The organism is Ferrimonas kyonanensis DSM 18153 (assembly GCF_000425405.1).
Classification (GTDB): domain Bacteria; phylum Pseudomonadota; class Gammaproteobacteria; order Enterobacterales; family Shewanellaceae; genus Ferrimonas; species Ferrimonas kyonanensis.
On sequence record NZ_AUDJ01000015.1, the window covers coordinates 123,753 to 146,988 of the forward strand.

Genomic DNA, 23,236 nt, shown 5'->3' on the forward strand with positions numbered 1-23,236 from the left:
AGTGGCGGACCAAGGTCACATTGATGACTTGTGCTCACAAACACTTCAACTTTCCACAGTGTTTCAGGCTCAGGCTGCCTCTACACTGACTCCAGATTAAGGCTCCTCGATTTGAGGGGTTCCGTGGGCGGCAGGGCCGTCACGGGGCCGGGGAACCGGATGTGAATTCCGGGCTGTACCCGCAACTGTAACCGTTTGTGCCGACAGGCAGGGTTGCTTCCAATGCCACTGGCAAACGCCGGGAAGGGGGAGTGGACCGAAAACGGAAGCCAGGATACCCACCTTAATCTCCAGACGCTGAACACCGGGCGGGCTTACCCGGTAGTAGTGCATAGTCATTGCTCCTGCCCGTCTTGTCTCAGCTTCCTGCTACTGTTTGGATGCCGATGTGACAGACCCGAAATACCCGAACACCCGAGCTCCGGCCGACACCGGCGTTACCCGGATTAAGCGCAGTCGCCATCGAGGCGAGCTGCGAACAGGCTATACCACCGGCGCCTGCGCCACGGCGGCCGCCCTGGCGGCGCTAGAGGCTGTTGTTAGCGGTCGCCACCCGGACACCGTGGTGATCACCCTGCCCATTGGCGAGCAAGCCGAGTTTGCGGTGCTGGCCCGCCCCGCCGCCGAAGGGGAACGCTGTTGCGCGGTGATCAAGGATGCCGGCGACGACCCCGATTGCACTCATGGCGCCGCCATCACCGTGACCCTGGCCCTGACTGACGAGCCGGGCATTGTGTTTGCCGCCGGAGAAGGCGTAGCCACGGTGACCTTGCCGGGGCTGGAGCTGGCGGTAGGGGAGCCGGCCATCAACCCGGTACCCAGAAAGATGATTCGCGAGCACCTGTTGCCCCTGCTGCAACGTCATGGCCATGTTGGCGCTCGAGTGACGGTGTCGATCCCCGGTGGTGAACAACTGGCGGAGCAGACCATCGGCCGTCGCCTGGGCTTGATCGGCGGCCTGTCCATTCTTGGTACTCGCGGCACCGTGCATCCGTACTCCACCTCCGCTTACGCCGCCTCGGTACGCCAAAGCATCGAGGTGGCTCGGGCCCAGGGGCAGCGACAAGTGGTGCTGACTACCGGCAGCCGCACCGAAAAAGCCGCCATGGCGCTGCACGCCAGCTTACCCCAATGCGCCTTCATTCAAGTGGGGGATTTCAGTGGCGTCGGCCTCAGGGCGTCGGCCCGGCAAGACATGGCCCAGGTGGAACTGGTCACCATGATCGGCAAGCTGTGCAAGATGGTCGGGGGCACCCTGATGACCCACGTGACCGGACGGCCAATCAATTTTTCGCTGCTGGCTGACCATGCCAGCGGCTTTACTGACGACGCCGAGCTGCTGCAACAGATTCGGTCGGCCAATACCGGCCGCCATCTGCTCGAACTTGGCCGTCAGCACCTGCCAGACGACTACTGGCAACTTCTTTGTACCGAAGCGGCGCGCCATTGCGCTGACTACGCCCACCATTCCTTTTCTGTGGTTGTGCGGCTGGTGGACTTTGACGGGTCCACTCTGGCCCAGGGTCACTATGGAGACCATGTATGAACCCCATGTCCCAACTGACGGCCCAGGGGCGTCAGATTGAAACCGATTCTTTCGCCATCATCGATCGGGAGATCGAACTGCATCACGGCGGGCACCTGTTCAGCGATCTGCAGTGGCCGGTGGTGCGGCGGGCGATCCATACCAGCGGTGATTTCGAATTTGCCCGCCTGTTTCGCTTCAGCCCGTCGGCAATGGAAGCGGGCATGGAGGCGTTGCGACGTGGGGCGCCCATCGTGTCGGACGTCACCATGATCACCGCCGGCCTCAGTCCCAGTCGTTGTCGCCCGTTTGGTGTTGAAGGTCACTGTTTTATCAGCGATCCCGAGGTGATTGAACGGGCCAAGGCATCGGGCATTACCCGCGCCATCGAATCGATGCGGCTGGCCCGGGACAAAGGGTTGTTGGATGGCGGCATTGTTGCCATTGGCAATGCGCCGACGGCGTTGTTTGAGGTGCTGAGAATGGTCGAGGCTGGCGAGGCGATGCCGGCGCTGATCATCGGTATTCCGGTGGGTTTTGTTCGCGCCGATGAGTCGAAAACCCAGTTGGTCGGTCAGGCTAAGGTGCCGTTTATCAGCTCGCTGGGCCGCAAAGGCGGCAGTCCGTTGGTGGTTTCCAGTCTGCATGCCTTGATGGTGGAGGCGGCCAAATGACAGGCCGGATTCGCCTCATTGGAATCGGTGACGATGGTTGCCTGAGCCTCACCAGCCGGGCCATCAACGCCATCGCCGAAGCCGAAGTGTTGGCCGGCAGTCAGCGGCATCTGGCCTTTTTTCCTCAGTTCCAGGGGCAAAAATTGTCCCTGACTACTCCGCTGGAGGGGTACCTGGAGGCGATATTTGCCGCCGCCGAGGAACAGGAGGTGTGCGTTCTGGCTTCCGGCGATCCGCTGCTGTACGGCATCGGTACCCGCCTGCATGCCTATGCCGACGCCCTGCCAACAGCGCCGGAGTTGGAGTGCATTCCGTCGCTGAGTTCGGTGCAGCTGGCCTGTGCTCACCTGGGCTGGACTTCGCAGCAGACCCAGCTGTTGTCGGTTCATGGCCGGCCGCTGGACGGTCTGGTGGCGCAGCTGCAACAGGGAGACCAGTTTGCGCTATTAACCGACAGGGACAACAGTCCCACCGTCATCGCCCGCCACCTGCTCGAGTTTGATGAGGGCCACTGGCAACTGCACCTGTGCGAAGCCATGGGGGGGCCGGCGCAGCGGGTGCGTGAATTCTCTGTGGCCGCCTTGGCCCGCGGCGATGCCGGTGACACCGCGCCGCTGAACCTGCTGCTGCTAAAGCGCAGTGAGCCGGCTCGCTGGGGGGGGCTCGGTTTGCACAGCCAGGATGACGATTTCCTTAAACGCACTCCGCAGCGGGGGCTGATCACCAAGGCGCCGGTGCGGGCGGTGGCGGTGGCCAACCTGAACCTGCATGCCGATGCGGTAGTGTGGGACATCGGCGCCGGCTCTGGCTCGGTGGGCATCGAAGCCGCTAAGCAGGCCTGGAAAGGGCGCAGCTTTGCCATCGAGTGCAACCCGGAGTGCTTTTTCCAGCTCGAAGGCAACCGGTTGGCCCACCGAGTGGATCACCTGACCGTGATCCAGGGGCGAGCGCCACAGGCGTTGACGGAATTGCCGGCACCGGATGCGGTGTTCTGCGGCGGCAGTCGCGGCGAAATGGAACCCATTGTCGACGCGGTGATGGCCCGCCTGAAACCCGGCGGCCGTTTCGTGTTATCGGCGGTCACCCTGGAGAGTGTGGCCGAGATCCACCGCCTGTGTCAGAGCCGTCAGCTAGATCCACGCATATTGATGATCAACTGCGCCCAGAGCCAACCTCTGGCGCACTACACCCGTTATCAGAGTGATAACCCTATCCATCTGTTTATTATTGAAAAGAAGGCAAAAAGCCAATGAATAAAATCGGAAAAATCTATGCCATTGGCGTTGGCCCCGGCGCAGGCGACTTGATGACACTGCGAAGCCTGAGATTGATGCAGTCGCTGGATGTGATTGCGGTGCCGGAAAAAACTCAGGGACAGGCCGACTCCTTCGCCTGGGCCATTGCCCGTCAGGAACTGGACTTAGCCGACATGAAAGGCGAGCCGCTGTACCTGTGGTTCCCCATGAGCCGGGACCCGGCCATCACCGTGCCAGCCTGGGAGCAAGCGGCCGAATCACTGGTGGCGCAGTTGCAGGCGGGTAAAGACGTCGGCTTCATCACCGAAGGCGACCCGTCGGTCTTCAGCACCTGGGCCTACCTGCAGGAGGAGTTGGCCGAGCGCCTGCCTGAGCTGGAGGTTGAAGTGGTGCCAGCGGTCAGCTCCATCACCGCAGTACCGGCAGCAACCACCATTCCCTTGGCCGACGGCGAGGAGCGTTTCTGCGTGGTGCCGGCCACCTATGGCATTGCCATGCTGCCGACCCTGGTTGAAGAGTTTGACACCATCATCCTGATCAAGGCCGGTCGCATGGTACAGCCGCTGATCGAGATGCTCGAGCCCATGGGGCTGCTGCATTGTGCCACCTACGTGTCCCATGCCAGTGGGGCCAACCAGCAGGTGTACACCGATCTGCGCCAGGTGCCGGATGAACACCGCTACTTCGCCATGGTTCAGCTGTCGATTCGTCGTCGTAAAGGGGTGCTGCGCCGGGGGCAGTCATGACCCGCATCGCCATTCACGCCATTACCCGCAAGGGGGCGGAATTGGCGCAGCGGTTGGCTGCCGAGCTTCCCGATGCGCAGCTGTTTGTGGTCGACCGTCAGGGAGACTGGGGCGGCGCGTCGGCGTTGTCAGTGCCCTTGGCCGACCATCTGGCGGCCCAGTTTGGCCGCTTCGATCAGCACCTGTGCCTGTTCAGCGTCGGCATTGCCACTCGATTGCTAGCGCCGCTGCTGCAAGACAAGCGCCGCGATCCGGGGGTGGTGTGCATCGATGAGCAGGGCGCGTTTGCGGTGCCGGTGCTCAGCGGCCACCGGGGCGGCGCCAATGCCATGGCCGCCGAAGTGGCCAGGCTGTTGTCGGCGACGGCAGTGCTGACCACCGCCTCCGATGCCTCTCAGACACTGTCGGTGGACACCCTCGGGGTGCCGTTTGGCTGGCAGTTGGACCCGGAGTGTGAACCCAGTTTGACGCAAGCGGCCAGTGCCGTAGTCAATGGTCGGCAGACGTTGATCTGGCAGCAGTCCGGGCAAAAACAGTGGTGGCACCCAGAGTGTGCCATGCCCGGGCACCTGTGTGTCAGCGAGGCGGCTACCCTGCCTGACAGCACCGATTATCAGGCGGCGGTGATCATCAGTCACCAGGCTCGCCTGCCAAGGCTGTCGATTCCCACGGTGGTGTGGCGTCCCCGCAGCCTGGTGATTGGCATCGGCTGCGATCGCAATACACCCTTGTCGGTATTGCGCCAGGGGTTAACGGCGTTTTTGCAGCAGCACAACCTGCATCTGGCCTCGGTCGCCCGGTTGGTGTCCATCGATCTTAAGGTCGATGAGGCCGGAATCGTCCAGTTAGCCGCCGAGTTACAGCGGCCGTTTGACTGCTTCGATGCCCCCACCTTGGATCGGGTCGAGGGCATCGAAAATCCTTCGGAGACGGTGCGTAGATGCATCGGCGTGTCGTCGGTCGCCGAGGCGGCGTGTCTGCATGCCAGCGGTGCCAAAGCCTTGTTGGTGCCAAAACACAAGTCGGCGGGCGAGGGGTTCAACATGACTCTGGCCGCTTGCGAGCTGCCGTTTGAGGAGCCGCTGATGAGCCGCAGCCGCAAACGCTTTGTCGGTCAGGCGCCAATACCGGTCACCGCAGGTGGTCACCGCGGCCTGAAAACCAGCGGGGAAGCCCGGCCGATTCGCCATTACCGTCACCACCTGGTGGTGTGTGAAGGCGGCCGTTGCCAGCGCTCCGGTGCTGAGGGGCTGGCCCACCAGCTGCGGCAACAGCTGAAACAGCTGTCACTGCACCGGGGGCCAGACCGCATCAAGGTGACCCGCAGCCATTGTGCCGGAGCCTGTCGGCAGCGGGCGACGGCGGTGATCTATGCCCGTAAGCCGGACGCCAATCACGGCCTGTGGTTGCAGAGCCTCGAGACATTGACTCAAGCACAGTGGCAGGCGCTGTTTGCGGCGATGTCCCTAGGGGTGCCGTTGTCCCAAGTGTTGCCGCCAGAGTGCATTGCCGAGCAGGAGGCGGCGCCATGATGCCGTTGATGTTCACCGATGCCATGCCGGTACTGATTATTGGCGGTGGCCGCGCTGCGGCGATCAAGGCCACCAGTGTGCTGCGTTATCAGCAGCGGGTGACCCTGATCTCGACCCAGTTTAACGATCAGTGTCTTGGCTTGCCCTGCGAGCGCATCGACGGTGACGTCTACCAGATGCGGCCGGAGGAATTTGCCGGCTATCAGCTGATCTACCTGGCGATGCCGTGGCCGGCGACCTCGGGGCGACGACGTTACATCGAACGGTTGGCTGACACACTAAAAGCCAATGGCAAATTGGTGTGCGTCAGCTGCAAGCCGCAACTGGGCAACGTTATTAACCCCTGTTCCCGACGGGTCGGCGAGCACGTACTGTCGCTCAGCTGCGATTACAGCGATCCGCGGCGAACTCGCAGCCTGACCCAGAAACTAACCGATTCCCTGCAGCGGCTGACTCAGCCACTGCTTTAGATCACGACGACCTGAGGAGAGACCACCATGAGTGGCCACCTGAGTATTGTGGGCATAGGCCCAGGCTCTTTGGAGCTGATGACCCCGATGGCGCGAATCGCCATTGAAAATGCAGAACTGGTAGTGGGCTATAAGCCTTACCTGGAGATGGTTGCCCCCTTGCTGGGCGGCAAGGAGCAAAGCGCCAGCGGCATGACCCGGGAAGTGGACCGGGCCGATCTGGCGGTGACCCAGGCCCTGGCCGGTCGCCGGGTTGCCATCATCTCCAGTGGCGATGCCGGTATGTACGCCATGGGCCCCTTGGTGTACGAGTTGCTGGCCAAGAAAGGCTGGCAGCAGCACACCGGCGTGCCGGTTCAGATGGTGCCGGGGATTACTGCCGCCAACGCCTGTGCCTCTTTGGTGGGTGTGCCCCTGGGCCATGACAGCTGCACCATATCCCTGTCGGATCTGTTGACGCCATGGAGCCTGATTAAGACTCGGATTGCCGCGGCCGCCGAAGCCGACTTTGCCATTACCTTCTATAACCCGCGTTCCCGTCGTCGAACCAATCAGATTCTGGAGGCGCAGCAGATTCTGCTGGCGCACCGCCATTCGAATACGCCGGTGGCGGTGGTGGACAACGCCTATCGACCGGAACAATCGATTCAGTTGTCGACATTGGAGCAATTTACCTCGCTGGAGTTCGGCATGACGGCGGCGGTAGTGGTAGGCAACAGCCAAAGCTTCCTTTTTGAGCAACACATCATTACCCCCCGGGGCTACAGCAAAAAATACGACCTCGAAAATGGCGAGGTTAAAGCGGGCCAGAAACGAGGCCGCTCCCTTATTGAATCTCAACAGGAGACTGCAGAATGACCGTCTATTTTATTGGTGCCGGCCCTGGTGACCCGGATCTGATTACCGTCAAGGGCGCTCGCCTGGTAGAAACCTGCCCCGTGGTGCTGTACACCGGCTCCCTGGTGCCCAAAGAGGTGGTGGCCCGGGCCCGGGAAGACGCGCTGGTGCTGAGCTCTGAAGACATGGATCTGGATGAGATCATTGAAGTGTGCGAACAGGCTCATAAAGAGGGCAAGGACGTCGCTCGAGTGCAGACCGGTGATCTGTCCATTTACAGCTCGCTGGCAGAGACCACCCGTCGCCTGGACCCCCTCGGCATTGACTGGAAAGTGGTACCCGGAGTTAGCTCGTTTCAGGCGTCGGCGGCGGCGCTGGGTCAGGAGTTGACCCTGCCGGAGACCTGCCAGACCATCATTCTCAGCCGTGCTTCCGGTCGAACGCCGGTGCCGGAGAAAGAAAACCTCAAATCCCTGGCCGAGCACGAAGCCACCCTGTGCTTGTTCCTGTCAGCCAGCCTGATCCGCAAGGTGGCCCGGGAGCTGAAAGAGGTGTACCCGGGTCACTGGCCAGTGGCGGTGGTGGAGAAGGCCTCGCACCCGCAGCAGCGGATTCTTCGTGGCACCCTGGATACCATAGTCGACCAGGTCGAGGGGGCGGGCATTCGAGCAACGGCGATGATCATCGTTTCCAAGGTGCTGGATCACAATGAGTTTCGAGATTCCCGCCTGTATGCCGCCGAGTTCTCTCACGGCTTTCGAAAAGCCCGACAAAGCGAGGAGAGCACCTCATGACCCGGCCTGGCAAGGTGTACCTGGTCGGTGCCGGGCCCGGAGATCCCGGGTTGTTGACCCAGCGGGCGGTGCAACTGATGCACGAGTGCGATGTGGTGTGTTACGACCTGCTGATCGATGAGGCAGTGCTGGCCATGGTGCCGGCATCGACCCGCATGATGGCGGTGGGCTACCGCGGCTATTGTGGCACCAGCATCGAATACGGCATGCATCCGGACGTGGTCGAACAGGCGCTGGCGGGCCACACTGTGTTGCGCCTCAAGGCCGGTGATCCGCTGATTTTTGGCCGGGCCACCGAGGAGTGCCGCTGCCTGACTCATCATGGCATCGACTATGAGGTGGTGCCCGGGATCAGCTCCGCCCTGGGGGCGGCGGCGTACGCTGGCTTCCCTTTGACCAGCAATGGACTGGCCTCGGACGTAACCTTTGCCAGTGGTCACCGGGCGTCCTCCACGCTGAGCAGCTGGGCTGCCATGGGGCAAAGCTCTGGCACCCTGGTGTTGTACATGGGGGCGAAAAAGCTGGCCCTGCACGCCCAGCGGCTGATTCAGGAGGGCAAAGCGCCTACGACACCGGTGGCGGTGGTGGCGGCGGCCACCACCGCGTCTCAACGGGTGTTGACCACCACCTTGGAGCGGGTAGGAGAGCAGATAGGGCATTTTGACAACGGTGACCCGATGCTGGTGATCATGGGTGAAGTGGTTTCCCTCGCCGACGAACTGGACTGGCGCACCAGGCTGCCACTCAGCGGCGTTCGCATTTTGGCCAGCAGCCGCAACCCTGAATTGTTGGCACAGTGTCGCGACCTGGGCGCCGCCGTAGTGGAAGCTGTCAAGGTGGAGACCAAGGTGGCCTTCAGCGAGGAGGATTGGCAGCAGCTGATGCGGGCGCCGGAGTTGTGGCTGGACTCCGCCGAGGCGGCCGCCAGTGTGATCGAACAGGCGAAGCAGCAATGCCTGGACTGTCGCGACTGGCCCTGGTCCCTCAGTGGCAGCGACCAAGCCTGCGCTTACCTGGGCCGCTATAACTTAACCGCAATCGCCACCGCGCAGCCGTCACAATCGGCTCTGGTGGTGGCGGCGCAGCCTCGGCCCGGGGCCCTGTGTGGTCGCCACCTGCAGGTGGTCGCACCGCAGTTTCCATTATCGGCGGTGTCACTGTGTCTGGTGGATGAGATGGCGGTAGTGCGCTATTTGATTGCCCAGCAGTTGCTGAGCAGTGATGCGGTGGTGTTGACTCAGAATCGCGAGGTTGAGCGCTACCTGCAGGCTCAGGGGCATCACTGTCAGTGGGTCGATGATGCCACGGCGCTGGTAAGTGCACTGAAGCTCAGGCGCCAGGCCGCCTGAGTCAGGGTTAAGCAAAAGGGGCCAGCGGCCCCTTTTTTTATGTCCTGAGTTTCAGGTGGCTGGTGCGGTTTCACTGCAACGAGGTTAGGCGGGTTCCACCAGTAAATCGTCCAGGCACCAGATGTCGCCGTTGTCGGGGATAGGGTGGTAGGCCGAGTGCAGCGGATAGCTGAGCAAGCCATTTTGGACGATGCGCTGCCATTCGCCGTGGCCGATGAGCAGGACATTGCGGTCGGCATGTTGGTTCAGCAATTGGCACAGGGCGCCATGGGCTCGTTGCCAGACGCTGCTGGCGCTTTCGGCACCGGGAATGGCCAACTCATCCTGTTGGTGACGGCTGTCGTAGTGCTGCCACCACTGCGGCGATTGGCCGCGTTCGAGCCCTTGCAATGAGCCGAAATCCCGCTCGCGCAACTGACTGCTGATCTGTATTGGCAACTTGAGTGTCTGATTGGCGATGATGGCGGTTTGCTGGGCGCGATCGAGGTCGCTGCAGAGGATAAAATCCAATGACAGTGCTTGGGCTTGCTGCCCCAGAATTCGGGCCTGTTGCTGGCCCAATTCAGTCAGTTCACTGTCCAGGTGTCCCTGCAGAATTCCAAGCTGATTCCAGCGAGTTTGGCCATGGCGGCATAGGTAGATGGGCATAGAGAAAACCACTCTGTATTCGTCGACATAGTAAAGCGATCTTGCACCTGGAAAACAATGTGAGAAGCAACAGGGTATTGTGATTTTGCAAATACGGCTGTAACCCGCGACGGGCCTGATTGAATCGCCTTTGAATTGCAATTACTGCAATGACTAATTGCGCGTGACGACATTCACAGAGGCCGGGTTTTCGTGAGTTTGGCCCTGTTGTTGTGCTCCAGTTAACGATTTCGACTGCAAAATGAACATTCGAGTGACTGTTTCACGAATTCTGTGACAAATGCCAGTTTCATTCGAGTTCGTAATCGGTATTATCAGCTTCGAACTTAATTACAATTCTACGGTGTTAGGTTCGTTATCATTTCCCTGCAAAAGGCGGCGTCTCATCAGCGCTGCCTTTTTTTATCTGCGCTTCACACCTCGCAACCCCTTTAAAAATGCAGATTTCGCGCATCTTTTCAGATTTTGCATTATTAAACTTGCTTAGATTGAAACACTGAAGCTCTAAGTTTGCTCGTGGGCTAAAATTAGAATTTCGTAATTTAGTTTCATGTGCAACGCCTTGTTGTTGATGAGAAAACGCACAGTCCGTGGGTGCTGCGGAAATGTTGATTTTGATAATGAATTGTAATTCTGTCGTCGAGTGAGTCCCGTTCGACACCGATACCCCACAAATTCTCAGTTGCGGAAAAAGCGGGACCTATGGCTGGCGTGTTGAAGTCGGTGTTGGCGACGAATCTTCAGCCGGGGTGAACATTTGTTTGTCAACTTTGTGATTTTAATCTTATTAAACAGCAACTAAGCGATTGTACATTAGGTTTTTTTAATATTTTCAATGCGTTAGTTTCTATCGCTCGAATTCGAGCTGAGGGTGGCAGGGTTGGCGCTGCAGCAAGGGCAAATGAGAACCGTAAACATTCGTTAACGTATTGGTCTGTTGGTTTCGCAGCATCATCGTTGCCCAGGCCGTGAACGGTTTATGGCCTTAATGGCTGTTTCGTACGAATTTTCAGGCTTACTGCAATAAACCAACGTTTTATTCGAGAAATGTTAGTGCTGGTCAGGCCAGGTTTTCGGCCATCGAACTGCCAATTTTCGACGTTTTTTGATGGCGTCTGCGTAGTCATTAGTAGGTGCTTTTAGGGGGCAGAAGGGCGGAGGAGCGATGAAGCAGACACCCAGTGAAGACCGGCAGGGCATTTCGATGCCTTTATGGAGTGATGACGTGAGTCCGTGGCAAGCACTTAATGACGGGGTGATGGGGGGCCAGTCCAAAAGCGGCATCAGTCGGGCAGGCAATCAACTCTGTTTTCGGGGCAGCATCTCCCTGGCTGGCGGAGGTGGCTTTGCTTCGGTGAGACGTCCCTTCAGGTTGCCAGCAGAGTCGGCTCAACTGCACTTGCGGGTGTTGGGGGACGGTCGCCGATACCAGTTGCGGCTGAAGATGGACAGCGAGTTCGATGGCGTGATCTACGTGGCTGAGTGGATTCCCCCTGCCGGGCGCTGGAGTGAGGCCCGGTTTACTCAAGCGGCATTCGAGCCCAAGTTTCGGGGACGAGCCCTGAACGGTCAGCTGCCGCTGCAATTTAAACGGGTACGGCAACTTGGATTGCTGACCGGTGAGCGTCAGCCCGGGCCCTTTTGTCTGTGGCTGGATTCGGAATTGTCGGTGCACTCGAGCGCCTTCTCCGGTAGTGATGTTCTTGATCGCGATCCCGAGGATTAAGCCAATAGAAGTCACATCAAGGTGTTGAATTAAGATTCTGGTTTAAATCAATAAAAACAGGTAGCTTGGTAGCTATTGAAGATGATTTAGGAGTGCGTGATGGCACTTTTAAAACAAAGCGGCGCAGAGGCTGTGGTTCGAGGTTTGGCCGTCATGACAACCCTGACGCGGCCTGATATCGGCATTGTTACCCTTGGTGAGTTTGAAGATGCCTGGTTAGATTCCAATGAGGTGCTTGAGCCGCAGAGGCAGCGATGGCTGAACCAGGCTGGGGGAGACCGCTGATGGCGGCGCGATTGTGGGGGGCGTATGCTTTGCTATTGTTAGCGTATGCGCTGGCCCATACCCTGCACCGGTTTGACGCCGGCAGTGGTGGTTTTGGCGCCAAGCTGGGCCCCTTGGCATTTGCCTTGTTGATCCTGGTGGCTCAGATGGCAACTTATTACCGTCGTCCGCTGGGGTGGCGCTGGTTGTGGCAGGCGGTGCTGGTATTGTTTGTGCTGTATGAGCTGTTCCTGTGCTTACTGGCGGCGTTTCTGTTTCTCTATTCTGGCCCTCAGGCCTATCTGGCCAGCGCCACGACCTTGGCATCGGCGTTTGTGCTGTTGCCCGGTGGTTGGGTAATTACCCGTTATGCCCTGCTGAATAGGCAGGTGTGGCAGCCCTCCGACGGCGAGTCTCTGTTGTTCGGTCGCTAACCGGGTACGACTGCCCTGCATCTCTACAAACGAAAGCCCCGTTGGCAGTGTGCTGAGTGGCTTATCCAACTGCCTGGATGATGGACTGAGAAGCCTCGGTTTTATCTCTGGCTCAGAGCAAGCGGGTATTCCGAATCTCGGGTAGATCACCCTGATGCACCCGCAGCATCGGTGATGGCAGAGTGGGAGGCCGAAAGGTCGGCCTCCCAGTTGGGGGTATTAATGGCTCTGCAGCCAGTGGTGTACCTTTTGGTTAGCCAGATCGGGCTCGGAGTGCATAAACCAATGGCCACCCGGAACCGATTCTACCTGGCCCTTATTCAGGCTTTTGACTTTCTCTACCCAGCTGTCGGCATGGAACCACACCTTCTTATCTTCGCCGTAGATGAACAGGAACGGCGTACCGTACTCTTCCACTTCCAGTGATTTTGGCAGGTTCTTTGACAGCACTGATTTCCACAGATGCCAGTAGGGGTAGGTCATGCGCGGGTCGGCGCGCAGGTCATCGACGGTTTTATTGGGGTCGACGTCCTCGATATGCAAAATGTCGGCGGCGGTGTAGCGGGTCAGTTTTTCCCCCAAAGACTCGGGCAAGGTCCAGGCAACGGCTAGTGCAAAGGTGTATTTGACGTTGATTTTGGGCCGCTCTTCCTTACCGAAGCTGCCGATGTCGAACAGCACCACGCGATCGACCAGGTCATTTTTTTCCAGGTACTTAAACGCAAACACCGCGCCCCAGTCGTGGGCTAGGACCGTGACTTTGTCTTTTCCCAGTCCCTGAATGAAGTGATCGATGATAGTGCGGATCTGTTGCATGTCATAGTGAGGCCGACTGCCGTCGTCGTGGAGTTCGAACCCCGGCAGGGTGAAACGGACGATGGTGTAATAGTCTTTCAGGTACTCCACCTGTTTGTCCCACATCTCCAGGCTGTCCGGGTAGCCATGGATCAGTACCAGAGTTTCGTCGCCCTGGCCTTCGACCTGGTATTCCAGGTTGCTGACGATGTCAGGCAGCTTTTGATTAAACTCCTCGTCGGGCATCGGACCGTTCATGCTGAATGAGTAAACCAGATAGAGAACGGGAGAAAGCAGTGTCAGTATGACTAATAGAGTGATGACTACGGGCTTTTTCATCGGATATCCTTTGCTGTCATTGGTCTTGTTCCTTGATGTGCAATCGCTGTTCTGGTTAAAAACGGCAATGAACTTGCCGAGATCGCCAGTTTCGGCTGATCATTCGGCAGCCAATCGATTCTCGGCAACCTGGTTAGAGTATTTGCTCTACCTAAGTATGACCAATACTGTTGTGCATAATCAAGACTTTTTGCCAGCCGGTGACAAACTTGTCACCATCTTGTTCCTCCTTGGGCAGACACCCATCTTAATCCCTTGAGCAGAAGCCCTTTAGCAGACATCCATAATTGGAAGTTACTCGGTGCCTTATTCTCTTTGCCGCCGGCGAATTAGCTTTTTCCGCCGTAACTAAGCGTGGCAGGGCAACTTTTCAAGGAAAGATGGAGCGATAGTGTTGATTGAACTGGGTATGACGCGCATCGCGGAAACCACCGTTTGCGATTCGCGTTGGGTGTCGACGCCTTAAGACCAAAGGATAGAGAGGGGAGCTGAAGCTTGGCTAGGCGCCGAGCAACCGTTTGGCGTTGCCAGACCCTCGAATTCGATGCATGCCGTTGGTTTGGTGGCAGTGTTGCAGGCTGTGCAGTCGACCAGCCAGATGACAAAACTGGTACTCAAAGCCCTGGGTAAGCTCCATCCAGTTGTCCAAATCGATGCCGAGGCGTTGCAGTAATGTGTCGCTGGAAGCAGGAATGGCAGCGGCTTTGTCTGCTCGGATAACCCGGCCGGTAAACTCCACCAGTTCGAGGTAATCGTTAAGGTGACAGGGCAGGGTGTGAAGCCCCAACTGTTTGGCATCAAAAGGTTTTAGTCGCTCAGGTTGTGTGCCTTGTAGAGCGGCGCGAATGCGCATCTGAATGCTGGTGAAATCGGATTGTTCAGGGGTTTTGGCCATGCCTGAGCGAATGGGGTTAAGGTCGACGTAGGCCATGCAGGCCAGTAGAGCCTGTTCATCGAGCAAGGCTTGAGACTTAAATCGCCCCTCCCAGAACCGGCCAGTGCACTGGTCCTCTTTGTTGGCTTCCCGAGCAATGAATTCGTTGAGGGAGCGCATGTACCAGCTCAAATCGGCCAGTCGATTGCGATAGAGCTCCGCTTTACTTTCAATCAGATGAAGTTCGACGCGAGTGAGGTCGTCGCGCTGTTGGTCGTCGCAATAGCGGCGGGTGAGTTCGGTTCCTCCGAACAGGCAGTGCCAACGCGTGAGCACCTCCAGTGTGTTCCAGGCATTGGCCTTGTCTGCATCGACATGGAGCACCACATGGGTGTGGTTGGTCATCACGGCGAAGGCACAGATATCGATGGCAAACGCCTGACTTAATTCGAGTAACCGTTTTTCGACCCAGTGGCGTCGGTGCTCATAGCTGATACCGGTGTAGACATCGGTGCCGCAAAGGAAGCTGCGGCGAACGCAACGACTGACGCAGTGGTAGTAAGGGGTATCTTGCAGCGATACCAGCTGCTTTCTGGCGGTAGGCATAGTCTCATCCTTGAAACTGGTAAGAGTTGAGTGTAGTTGATGGGGAGAGCGTTTTTTAAAGGATGCCTGGATTAGCTGGTAAGAGAAATCGAATGGCTATCTACGTAAGGGATTGATGAAATGAGCTGGGTGTCTAGATAAGAGGGTAAGAGTTGAGTGTAGTCGATGAGGAGAGCGTTTTTTAAAGGATGCCTGGATTAGCTGGTAAGAGAAATCGAATGGCTGTCTACGTAAGGGATTGATGAAATGAGCTGGGTGTCTAGATAAGAGATGAGGACCTGGGATTGTGCAGTGACCGTGTTTACTAAAATGGGTGTCTGGATAAGGGGAGGGGATTGTTTTTGGGGTTCTGATAGAATGTTGCGACTGTCATCAATGAGTTAACACCAGAATGAGGAGGCGGTCATGCTGGATGCGGTCTGTACCCATGGCGGCGAGGTGCGTACTTACAACATCTTTGATTTTCAGAAGCTGGATCCGGCTGTCATTGAGTTGAAGCGGCAACATCTTCAGTGTCCGAATCCCGACTGTAACGGCAAGGCCTATTATCGCCGCGCCAGCGTTGATGGCAAGGCGGCTTGTTTTGGTTCCCGCTATCACATCACGGAGTGCGATGAGGGCCGTTCGTCGGAGCAGGGCAGCCGGGAAGAGCAGCAGGCCCAGGAAGTAAGTCAGATTCTGGCTAAAGCCGGTGAGGTTGTATTTGATTTCAGCCCGGTGGTCGTCAAAGCCAAGCCCAGCGCAAAGACCGCCGACTCGGCAACTCAGGCAAAAACCGGTCGACGTTCATCCTCGACTACCGCGAACCGCACAGCCAAAACGGCCACTCTCGGCATGGAAAAGGCGCTGGCCAGTTTGATGCGTGGCAGTGGCTTGGACAGCTCGAATACGGTGATTCAGCTGGACGGCCGTTTCAATTTCAAAGCCAAGAACCTGTTCGTGAATTTTGCCGACGCCGAGCCGCAAGCGTCTGCTGCCGATGCAAAACCGAAGATGTTTTGGGGAACCATCTCTCACAGTGATGCGGATCTCAATTGGTTGAATCCGTCAGACTGCGACGATGTCGGCATCCCCATCATTCGTTATCAGAAGGCGATCCTCAGCCGTTTCGGCATCACCGACCGGCGTGATGTGGAAGGCGCGGGGTTGATTTTGTATGGCAAGTGCTTTTGGAATCGAAGCAAAACCAGAAAGATCATCGAGTTATGGGATTCAGAGCGTATCTTTATCTCCCTGCTGGCGGACTGACGGTTGCAGAACATGGGCGCAGCTTCACGGAGTGATGGCGGCGCGCACCAGAGCCTGAATCAGTCGCTGCAGGGTGGCGGCTTTATCGTTAACCGAAGATCGCTTCGGGCCTTCCACTACCTGGGCCAGCACCTCGATTATCAGAGCGGCAAGGGTGCCGGAGAGCTCAGTAATCTCAATATCAAACCGCTGTGTTTTGAACGCTACGGTCAGTTTTCTGGCAATCTGTTTCGCCAGGTCGCCTTTCAACAACTTTGACGCTTGATTCCAATCGTTGCCGAGCTGGTAGGGGAGGGAGCGTCTGAAGCCACTGTCGTGGTTGATGATTTCAAGCATAGACACCAGCGCCGGTGGCGGGTGGCTATTCAGCCATTGCTCTGGCGTTGCATACGCCTCCAACAGCCTTGAAAACACCTGTTGATGCAACTCCACAAACACATCGAGTTTTCGCGAGTAATGGCGGTAGAAGGTGGTCTTACCGACGTTGGCCTGCTCGATGAGGTCGGCAACCGTAATATCACAGTAATCCCGGTGGCGTAGCAGGGATTGAAATGCCATTAGGATTCGCTTTTTACTTCGATTGGGAGGGGTAAGCATGAACTGGCCAGGCAATTGGGTGTAGGCACAGAGTAATGGTCTGGTGCGGCCTGGCAAGTGCTCAGAGCCAATTGCCAATAAAATCGGAACGCTTTAGGGAAATGGTTCCGTTTGGAACCTAGGTGAAGGGGGTGTGCCTGTGATGAAACCGTGGTGCTTGTCATATTGGGGCCGTTTTTTACTGTCAGGATCTTCCTATGGCCCCCACTTCTGAACGCCTTAACACCCCAGCCAACCCGGTGAATGTTGGTATCTTTTTATTCCCCGGAATGACCATGATCGATGCCTACGCGCCATTGCAAGTGTTGGCGTTAAGCGACCTGGTTAACGTGTTTACCTTTGCCGCGACCAGTGCGCCGCTGCCTTGCGATGCCGGCGTAATGCTGATTCCTCAATATGACTTTGCCAACCTGCCTGAAGTGGATGTGTTGATGGTGCCTGGAGGCGCCAATCCCGAAACCCAGATGCAGGATCCCGGGGTGCAGTCGGTATTGCGTCAATTGGGTCAGAGAGCCCAATACGTGACCTCGGTCTGCACCGGTTCGCTCATTTTGGCGCAGACCGGTCTGCTAGACGGGTACCGGACTACGGTGCACTGGGCGTATTCCGAGGCTCTGAAGCGATTTCCCAAGGTGATTCATGACGACAGGCGCCTGGTGCATGACTGCAATCGAATCAGTGGCGGCGGCATTACTGCTGGCCTGGATTTCGCGCTGTACTTGATCGGTGAGCTAGGCGGGCCCGCCGAGGGGGCGGCGATGGAGTTATTGCTCGAGTACGATCCGCAGCCGCCGTTTGCCAGCGGCGATCCCCGCCAGGCGCCGCTGGCCTTAAGGCAAGCCATCCAAGCTCAGGTAAATGATATGGCTAAAGTGTTGTTTGATTAGTGATTTGTCGGAGTTTGCGGTCACCGAACTGTTAAAACGGCTCAGTTTGTAATCAACCGGCGCCGACGGCCTTTCTTTTCGGATTTGCTCCTGCCTACAATCATGCGTAATTAACTGATTAGTATGGAAAGAGTATGGCTGATACCTGGTTTCAGTGTTTCAAAAAGGTCAAAAACGATGTTCAGTTTGTTGAGCTGGCTGAGACCTTGTCGGCTTGGCTGCAGCAAGGGGCGACCATCGATGACTGCGACCCCCAGGGCAGAACGGCGTTGCAACTGATCATGGCCAAGCCGGCACCCAGCACCCTGGCCATTCAGTGGCTACTGCAGCGTGGCGCCGATCCTTTTCGATGCCGTGACGTGCGTGGCCAGCTCGGCGAGCTGTATCCTGAGCCGACCGACAGTGGCGCCGAACTTCTCGACAAACAATACCGCGCTGCGCCTTACCTGATGATTCTGGCCGCCATGGAGGCCCGTCAGGGGGTCGACGATGAGGTGGCCAGCAGCGATTATTACGCCCAAAAATACCTTAAGGCACTGGCATCCCGTCGACGTATCGATGCGCTCAAGTCACAGTTTTCCGAGCTAAAAACCGGATTCTGGCAGGCCTCACAGCCGCGGATACATCCCTGGCAGAGTCATTGGGGTGGGGCCGCCTGGTTGCCGCAGAAGACGCTGCCGGCGGAGTTGGTGGCCAATCCGAAACTGGTTTTGGCATTGCAGCTGAACTTCGAGGAGCTGCAGAACCGAGGCTGGGCGCGTCGTCTACCTACTCAGGGGCTGCTGCAAGTGTATCTGGAGCAACCGGATGAACAATTGGATGAGATGCCCAGTGGCAAGTCAGTGGCACTGTACTGGCCCCGGGTACCTGCCGATGCCACCGGTTGGCGTGTTATCCCTGAGTATCGGCTGCAGGCACTGAGCCTGAGCATCGGGATGGAAATCCAGGCCCAGGCTCTGCAATGGCGCCCCTATCAGCAACTGCCGACCGGTGAGTGCCTCGACCATGTGTTGTCAACACTCCCTGTGAACACTCGGCCTTCGTCCGAGGAGCTTGACCGGGAGAGAGGCAGTTATGACAGCGGCTTGATGCCTCAGCTGAGCCAGTATGACGCCCAGTGGTTGCCCAAGGGGCATGTGCCGCTGTTTCAGGTGCTTCATACGGAACATGGAAGCAGCTTGTTGAGCCTGCCCGAGTCGGCACTGGCCGGCAACGACACCGACTGGCGGGCGCTGACCCATACCTTCTACTGCGACTGACTACAGCGGCACTGTCACTGACCGTTAGCTCAGCCACTGGGTCCAGCTGAAAAAGGTTCCCATGCCGATCACCACCGAGAGCAGGGTGTTAGCGGTCAGCCGGGCCGTTACCACCACCAGCAGCGCGCAGCCGAGGTAGGGGTTAGCCACAGTCAGATTCAGACTTGAGTCCGCAACAAACACAATGGGGGCTGCCAGAGCCGTCATGACTGCTGGAGCACTGTATCCAAGCCAGCGTTGGCTGGCAGTCCCCAGCCTCAGCGGCAGCCGCGGATCCAATAGCAGGTAGCGACTGGCAAACACCAGCAGCGCCATGGTCAGCAGAGTCAGAGTTATCATGATGATACTGCCTCTTTGTTGGTTTGACGGGCTGACAGCCAGGACTCGGACAGCGCCCCCACCGCCATCCCCCCTAACGCCGCGATCAGTAAGCCAGTTTGCCAATGCATCAGCGCAGAGAATACCGCCAGTGCGGCCGAAGTGACGGTGCACAACAGCACTGGCCAATTGCGAACCGTGGGCACCACCAGGGCGATGAAGGTGGCGGCAATGGCAAAATCCAGCCCCAGTTGGTCCAGCTGTTCGACGGAACGGCCAAGCACAATGCCGCCAAAGGTCGACAAGTTCCAACCGAGATAGAAACTGAGTCCGCCTCCCAACGCATACCAGGGGTCGAAGCGAGCCTGTTTGCCTGGGTGGGCAATGGCAAACAGTTCATCGGTCAGCAGAAACCCCAATGAGGCTCGCCAGCCAATGGGTAACGGTGCCACGGCCGGTCGCATCGCCATGGCGTACAGTAAATGTCGGCTGGTGATCAGGGCGGTGGTCAGCAATAGACTGCCCAGGCCGACGCCGGCTTTGATCATGCCGATGGCGGCGATTTGGGCAGCCCCGGCAAACACCACCGCTGACATGGCCTGACTCTGAAGCGGGGACAGGCCGGCCTCAATGGCGGCCGAGCCGGCCAGAAAGCCCCAGGGAATCACCGCCAGGGTCAGCGGAAGCATGGCGAGGGCCCCCCGCATCAGCGCGGTCCTTCTGGGCAGTTGTGATGGGCCAGCGGGGCAATCGGTGTGAGGCATTAAGGTCTCCGTGGAACTGAGCAAGTACGAAGGCTCAGAGTAGGTCAATGCCGGCGGCGAAGATTGGACGATATTGCGCAGGCCTGGATGTTCGGCGTCCGCACTCTGAAGTGCGGCAATCGCAGTGGTAGGAGGTAACGGGGCGGCCCCTGTTCACAGGTTGGCGCTGGCTAACGGCGGCAATTGCCAAGGAGGAGGGGCCCACCGCCTAAGCGGTGGGCCAGAGGGTCAAAGCTTGAATTGGCCAATCTGATGTTGCAGCTGCACCGACAGCTGGGCCAGATGCTCTCCGGAGGCGGCGGCCTGGGCAGCCCCTTCGGTGGTTTCGGCAACAATATCGTTGATGTTGTTGACGTTTTGATTGATCTCCGCCGATACCGCCGATTGTTCATTGGCGGCGCTGGCGATCTGCATGTTCATCTCGGTGATGCGGTTAACCGCCTGATTAATGCCATCGAGGGCCACATCGGCGTTGTCGGCCTGGTCTACGCAGGCTGCCGTGGTGGATTTGCTGCGCTGCATGACGTTGACCGCCTTGGCGGAGCCCGCCTGCAGCTGCTCAATCATCTGCTGAATCTCCTGGGTTGACGCTTGGGTGCGGCTGGCCAGGGTACGAACCTCGTCGGCCACGACCGCAAAGCCGCGCCCCTGCTCTCCGGCCCGAGCCGCTTCGATGGCGGCGTTGAGGGCCAGCAGGTTGGTCTGATCGGCAATGTTGCGAATCACCTCCAGCACGCTGTCGATGTGGCTGGTTTCGGTTTCCAGTTGACTGATCACCTGCGAGGCTTGCTCAATCTCCTGTGCCAGTTGATTGATGGATCCTGATACCGCGTCCACCACCTGCTTGCCCTCGGCAGTCGAATCATTGGCCTTTTGGGCGGCATCGGCGGCCAGGGTGGCATTCTGGGCCACTTCCTGAACCGTGGCACTCATCTGGTTCATGGCGGTGGCCGCCTGCTCGGTTTCCTGCTGTTGCCGCTCCATGCCTACCCGGGCGCCATCGGTGATCGACGCCATCTGCTCGGCAGAACTGGCCAGTTGATCACTGGCACCAGCCACTTGTGAGATGGTGTGGTGTACCTTTATCGCAAAGCGGTTAAAGGCGCGGGCCAGATCCGCCAACTCGTCGCTGCCGGAGTCGTCCAGACGCAGGGTCAGATCGCCGTCGCCTTCGGCGATGTTGTTCATGGTGTGGGTGGTTTCGACGATGGGACGGGAGATCCCGCGGCCAATGCCCCAGGCGATGCCGGCGCCCAGAATCAGTGCCATCAGTCCGGTTAACAGTACCCGGTTGCGAACGTCGGCCAGCGCCGCGGCGTTGTGGCTTCGGTCCATGGCAATTTCCAGTACCCCGATGGGACGCCCGGAGAAATCGTTCACTGCGTGGCGGTACACGGCGTAAGGCCGGTCGTTGAGCAGCACTTGCTCGGTGCTGGGCTGACCGCTAATGGCCTGTTGCAGCACCTCGGCCGACGACAGCATCTGGCCATTGAGGGTCGAACCGAAGGCGCTGAACTGGGAATCTTGTTGGGTATACAGGGCGATCTCTACCTGGTAAGCCTGTTTAAATTCATCGAAGAAGGCCTGGCCGAAAGAGATGCCAAATTCCACCGAGCCGATGGGTTGTTGCTGGTATGCCACGGGGACCACGCCGCGAATGCCGATGCCGGCCACCCCTTTTTCCAGGCCACGAATCGGTTGCTGATCGCGGTTGGTCTGGACCACGGTTTGCCGGAAAGAGGACAGGTCATCGCCGAACTTGGCCGGTTTGTGCACTCGCAGGAACGAAGTGGCAGGGGCGGCATGAAACTGGAACTGACGCACGGCAAAGTCGGATTTCATCTTGTTGAACACCGGCAGGGTACGGTTGAGCAGGCCGTCACGATCGCGGCTGGCAAACGCCGACTGAATCTCTGGCGTGCGCGCCACCACGGTCGCCAGGGCTTCGGCCAACTTGCCTGAGGCGTCGATCTGGGCGCTGGCGGTTTCAAACAGCTTGGTTAACTCCCGCTCTTCGGCGTTGTCGATCACCTTGGACAGTTGAGACAGTACCAGCGGAATCACCACCGCCATTACCACCACCAGCATGGCACAGATGCCGATCACGATGCGGTTACCAATGTTGGGTTTTTTCACCACGAGTTTCTCCGTTTTTAGGGTAGGGCGATGGCCGCTGTCGCGGTCGCTCTACCGACTTTTGCGGTGGGCCGCAAAAGCGCGCAAGTCATGGGATTAGGTTACTCAAGTGATTGAAAATGATGTGAGAACAAAGGCGCGTTTTGATGGTGCTGTTGGAGCAAGTGCCAATTCTATAAGGGGGGTCACAGAGCCGGGTAAAGGGCCGGGTTCAGCGCAAAATCGCGCCGGTAGCGGAGCAAAATTTCACTTTATCCGCCGAGCTTTGCCCATCTCCCTGGCGTAGCGACCGGGCGGCAGCCCGATGGCTTTTTTGAAGTGACGGCTCAGGTGGCTTTGGTCGTAAAAGCCGCATTCCTGGGCCACCTGAAGCAGAGGCAATCCCTGGCGGATGAGCCGTTTGGCCAGCCGAACCCGCGCCTGAATCTGATAAGCGTGGGGGGCCAGTCCGAACTCGCGCTGAAACTGGCGCAGCAGATGAAACGGGCTTAACCCGACGTAGTCGGCCAATTGCTGCAGGGAGACATCGGCATCGCATTGCTGATCGAGGAATTGCTTAACCTTCAACAGTTGCGGTCGGGCCCGGGTCAGGGAAACCGGCCTCTGGCCACCATGACGGGTCATCAGTCGAATCAATGACGAGAACATCAGCGATTCCCGCAGCAGCGGATTGTCAGAGTGGCTGAGGGTGTCGAACGTCAGGGTGAGTTGCCGGGCCAGGGCCAAGTCGTGCACCACCGGCTCGCTGAAGTAGGGGGCATCGGCGCTTCGCCCCAACTCCAGGTTGAGCTGTTCAAACTGCTCGGGCCGCGGGTACATGGCCCGGTAGGACCAACCCCCTTCGGTGGCGGCGCAGCCGTTGTGCACATCATCGGCATTCACCAAAATGATGCTGTGCTGGGGGGCGATGTGATCGCCGCCGCTGCGATAGAAACGCTGAGCTCCGGTATCGATAACGCCGACGGTGTAGCCCTCATGGCTATGACGAGAAAAGTTCTGTCGGTGGTAACGGGCGCGCAGCAGTTCTACCCCGCCAAGCTCGTTGGCGTACTGGTAATCGGCCTGTTCTGTCGTTGCCATGAGGCTCCTGATGAAAGGGGAGGGAGCATCATACTAAAACACCGCCGCCAGGGTTTGGACAAAATTGCCCTTTTTTGA

General features: G+C 58.3%; 24 protein-coding genes and 1 riboswitch. Of the genes, 15 read left to right on the forward strand and 9 right to left on the reverse strand.

The genetic code is table 11. The features are described from left to right. The first annotated feature begins 98 nt into the window (after positions 1–98). Positions 99–300, forward strand: a riboswitch (cobalamin riboswitch). Between the two features lie 88 nt (positions 301–388). Genes H598_RS0107410 through cobA form a run of 9 tightly spaced genes read left to right on the forward strand, consistent with a single transcriptional unit; the run spans position 389 to position 9,183 of the window. Further along, positions 389–1,546 (forward strand): cobalt-precorrin-5B (C(1))-methyltransferase, encoded by a 1,158-nt coding sequence (locus H598_RS0107410; RefSeq protein ID WP_051252552.1) that lies wholly within the window; start codon positions 389–391, stop codon positions 1,544–1,546. Further along, a complete protein-coding gene (locus tag H598_RS0107415) occupies positions 1,543–2,199 on the forward strand; it encodes a precorrin-8X methylmutase (protein ID WP_028112460.1) in 657 nt (218 codons plus the stop codon). The genes H598_RS0107410 and H598_RS0107415 overlap by 4 nt, the downstream gene beginning before the upstream one ends. Then, positions 2,196–3,452 carry a bifunctional cobalt-precorrin-7 (C(5))-methyltransferase/cobalt-precorrin-6B (C(15))-methyltransferase gene (locus H598_RS0107420; protein ID WP_028112461.1) on the forward strand — a complete coding sequence of 419 codons (1,257 nt, stop codon included), beginning with the start codon at positions 2,196–2,198 and terminating at the stop codon, positions 3,450–3,452. Before H598_RS0107415 ends, H598_RS0107420 begins: the two co-directional genes overlap by 4 nt. Next, positions 3,449–4,201, forward strand: coding sequence for a precorrin-2 C(20)-methyltransferase (cobI, locus tag H598_RS0107425; RefSeq protein WP_028112462.1), 753 nt, complete (start codon positions 3,449–3,451; stop codon positions 4,199–4,201). Before H598_RS0107420 ends, cobI begins: the two co-directional genes overlap by 4 nt. Next, positions 4,198–5,733: a cobalamin biosynthesis protein gene (locus H598_RS23635; protein WP_035415641.1), complete on the forward strand. Its 1,536-nt coding sequence runs from the start codon at positions 4,198–4,200 to the stop codon at positions 5,731–5,733. The genes cobI and H598_RS23635 overlap by 4 nt, the downstream gene beginning before the upstream one ends. Beyond that, complete coding sequence (locus H598_RS0107435; protein ID WP_028112463.1) at positions 5,730–6,203, forward strand: NAD(P)-dependent oxidoreductase; 474 nt, start codon at positions 5,730–5,732, stop codon at positions 6,201–6,203. The genes H598_RS23635 and H598_RS0107435 overlap by 4 nt, the downstream gene beginning before the upstream one ends. A gap of 27 nt (positions 6,204–6,230) precedes the next feature. Beyond that, positions 6,231–7,061 carry a precorrin-3B C(17)-methyltransferase gene (gene cobJ / locus H598_RS0107440; protein WP_028112464.1) on the forward strand — a complete coding sequence of 277 codons (831 nt, stop codon included), beginning with the start codon at positions 6,231–6,233 and terminating at the stop codon, positions 7,059–7,061. After that, a complete protein-coding gene (cobM, locus tag H598_RS0107445; protein WP_028112465.1) occupies positions 7,058–7,834 on the forward strand; it encodes a precorrin-4 C(11)-methyltransferase in 777 nt (258 codons plus the stop codon). The genes cobJ and cobM overlap by 4 nt, the downstream gene beginning before the upstream one ends. Continuing rightward, complete coding sequence (gene cobA, locus H598_RS25490; protein ID WP_051252553.1) at positions 7,831–9,183, forward strand: uroporphyrinogen-III C-methyltransferase; 1,353 nt, start codon at positions 7,831–7,833, stop codon at positions 9,181–9,183. The genes cobM and cobA overlap by 4 nt, the downstream gene beginning before the upstream one ends. 84 nt (positions 9,184–9,267) lie before the next feature. On the opposite strand, the gene H598_RS23645 is transcribed toward cobA, so the two are convergent. Further along, entirely contained in the window at positions 9,268–9,831 is a 564-nt protein-coding gene (locus H598_RS23645; protein ID WP_051252554.1) for a histidine phosphatase family protein, read from the reverse strand. Between the two features lie 358 nt (positions 9,832–10,189). Further along, positions 10,190–10,492, reverse strand: coding sequence for a hypothetical protein (locus H598_RS26455; RefSeq protein ID WP_156896966.1), 303 nt, complete (start codon positions 10,490–10,492; stop codon positions 10,190–10,192). Positions 10,493–10,996: 504 nt separating this feature from the next. On the opposite strand from H598_RS26455, the gene H598_RS23650 reads away from it, so the two are divergent. The 3 genes from H598_RS23650 (at position 10,997) to H598_RS0107470 (ending at position 12,255) form a co-directional block, all read left to right on the forward strand. Further along, positions 10,997–11,557 carry a CIA30 family protein gene (locus H598_RS23650; RefSeq protein ID WP_084144370.1) on the forward strand — a complete coding sequence of 187 codons (561 nt, stop codon included), beginning with the start codon at positions 10,997–10,999 and terminating at the stop codon, positions 11,555–11,557. A gap of 99 nt (positions 11,558–11,656) precedes the next feature. Further along, positions 11,657–11,842: a hypothetical protein gene (locus H598_RS0107465; RefSeq protein WP_028112466.1), complete on the forward strand. Its 186-nt coding sequence runs from the start codon at positions 11,657–11,659 to the stop codon at positions 11,840–11,842. Next, positions 11,842–12,255, forward strand: a complete 414-nt coding sequence (locus H598_RS0107470; RefSeq protein ID WP_028112467.1) for a hypothetical protein — start codon at positions 11,842–11,844, stop codon at positions 12,253–12,255. Before H598_RS0107465 ends, H598_RS0107470 begins: the two co-directional genes overlap by 1 nt. Positions 12,256–12,474: 219 nt before the next feature. Here H598_RS0107470 and H598_RS0107475 read toward each other — a convergent pair whose 3' ends face one another. Then, positions 12,475–13,389, reverse strand: coding sequence for an alpha/beta fold hydrolase (locus H598_RS0107475; RefSeq protein WP_028112468.1), 915 nt, complete (start codon positions 13,387–13,389; stop codon positions 12,475–12,477). Positions 13,390–13,888: 499 nt separating this feature from the next. Further along, positions 13,889–14,869 (reverse strand): transposase, encoded by a 981-nt coding sequence (locus tag H598_RS0107485; protein WP_028112470.1) that lies wholly within the window; start codon positions 14,867–14,869, stop codon positions 13,889–13,891. Between the two features lie 405 nt (positions 14,870–15,274). On the opposite strand from H598_RS0107485, the gene H598_RS0107490 reads away from it, so the two are divergent. After that, a complete protein-coding gene (locus tag H598_RS0107490; RefSeq protein WP_028112471.1) occupies positions 15,275–16,117 on the forward strand; it encodes a hypothetical protein in 843 nt (280 codons plus the stop codon). Positions 16,118–16,141: 24 nt separating this feature from the next. Here H598_RS0107490 and H598_RS0107495 read toward each other — a convergent pair whose 3' ends face one another. After that, a complete protein-coding gene (locus tag H598_RS0107495) occupies positions 16,142–16,675 on the reverse strand; it encodes a TetR/AcrR family transcriptional regulator (RefSeq protein WP_028112472.1) in 534 nt (177 codons plus the stop codon). A gap of 236 nt (positions 16,676–16,911) precedes the next feature. Between H598_RS0107495 and H598_RS0107500 the strand changes: the two genes are divergently transcribed. Further along, positions 16,912–17,601: a DJ-1/PfpI family protein gene (locus H598_RS0107500; RefSeq protein WP_028112473.1), complete on the forward strand. Its 690-nt coding sequence runs from the start codon at positions 16,912–16,914 to the stop codon at positions 17,599–17,601. Positions 17,602–17,735: 134 nt separating this feature from the next. Then, complete coding sequence (locus H598_RS0107505) at positions 17,736–18,860, forward strand: YwqG family protein (RefSeq protein ID WP_028112474.1); 1,125 nt, start codon at positions 17,736–17,738, stop codon at positions 18,858–18,860. 24 nt (positions 18,861–18,884) lie between these two features. On the opposite strand, the gene H598_RS0107510 is transcribed toward H598_RS0107505, so the two are convergent. The 4 genes from H598_RS0107510 to H598_RS0107525 all read right to left on the reverse strand — a co-directional run bounded on the left by H598_RS0107510 (position 18,885) and on the right by H598_RS0107525 (position 23,158). After that, a complete protein-coding gene (locus H598_RS0107510) occupies positions 18,885–19,199 on the reverse strand; it encodes an AzlD domain-containing protein (RefSeq protein ID WP_028112475.1) in 315 nt (104 codons plus the stop codon). Beyond that, positions 19,196–19,942 (reverse strand): AzlC family ABC transporter permease, encoded by a 747-nt coding sequence (locus tag H598_RS0107515; protein WP_051252556.1) that lies wholly within the window; start codon positions 19,940–19,942, stop codon positions 19,196–19,198. Before H598_RS0107515 ends, H598_RS0107510 begins: the two co-directional genes overlap by 4 nt. Positions 19,943–20,170: 228 nt before the next feature. Continuing rightward, positions 20,171–22,081, reverse strand: coding sequence for a cache domain-containing protein (locus H598_RS0107520; protein WP_028112477.1), 1,911 nt, complete (start codon positions 22,079–22,081; stop codon positions 20,171–20,173). Positions 22,082–22,324: 243 nt separating this feature from the next. Next, entirely contained in the window at positions 22,325–23,158 is an 834-nt protein-coding gene (locus tag H598_RS0107525; RefSeq protein ID WP_028112478.1) for an AraC family transcriptional regulator, read from the reverse strand. Between the last annotated feature and the right edge of the window lie 78 nt (positions 23,159–23,236).